Annotated in this window: 1 protein-coding gene; it reads left to right on the plus strand. The window is 44.3% G+C overall.

Going from position 1 to position 944, the window contains the following annotated elements; all coding sequences use genetic code 11:
* Window positions 1-865, plus strand: an 865-nt coding sequence (locus tag R7R24_RS25230; RefSeq protein WP_318119848.1) for a 5'-nucleotidase, incomplete at its 5' end; no start/stop codon positions are given.
* Between the last annotated feature and the right edge of the window lie 79 nt (window positions 866-944).

The following is a 944-nucleotide window of genomic DNA, read 5'->3' on the forward strand; positions in this document are numbered from 1 at the left end:
GTTTGACGAGAATGGCCAAGCAACCATGTTGAATGGTCAAAATGAATTACTGTTAGGACGCCGTATTTTCTGGGATTCAACATTGAATCAACAATTGGACCAAGGCGTATTTGAAACCGCTTGTGATTTTATTCACGGCCAACCAAATGTTGTGGTCTGTAAGAAACACCCAGAAACTCAAGCTATTTTGAGAGATAAATACATACCTCGCGTGCGTGCCTTGCAATCGCAGGTGATCGCTCATGTGGAAAGCAAAAAGCGTCATGTCCGTATTCCGGATGAGTTGGGCGGAAGTGAACTTGCCGGTGCGGTCGCTCGCTCTTTCCTTCATAGCTTAAATAAACGCGGGCACAACGTTCAATTTGCAATTCATAATGCAGGTGGCGTTCGTACTTCACTCAATCCAGGTGATATTACAGTGGCAGATGTTGCCGGACGATTATTGCCTTTTGCCGTACCGATCGGGTTTTACGATGTGAAAGGTGCGGTTATTCGTCGAGCTCTAGAAGGTGCAATCAATAACGCACTAAACAACGGCGTAGAAGGTACTGGGTCAGGCAGTTACCCATATACGTACAATCTGAACTTTGACTATCAAGCCGATGCGCCAAAAGGTGAGAGAATCCAACGATTAGAAATATTTGACGGATACCGCTGGGTAAAGATTGATGATGACGCTTGGTATCGTGGCACGTCTTCGGCTTACACGATGAAAGGCAAAGAAGGCTATGAAGCCCTGCTTGATATGAAAGGCGAGGGTTGTGTGAGTAACTTATCAATGGCGGATTGCTTTATTGAACTACTTACAGATGAGCCTAACTGTTTGAACGAAAGTCACAAACTTTACTCTCAACAAAATCGTTAATCATTCTTGGTATTGATTTTGCTGTACTTTCCACACTACATGCGAGTGAGAGGGTGGAAAGTATGTGGAAAAAAGACTG

It is taken from the genome of Vibrio sp. 704 (genome assembly GCF_033339295.1).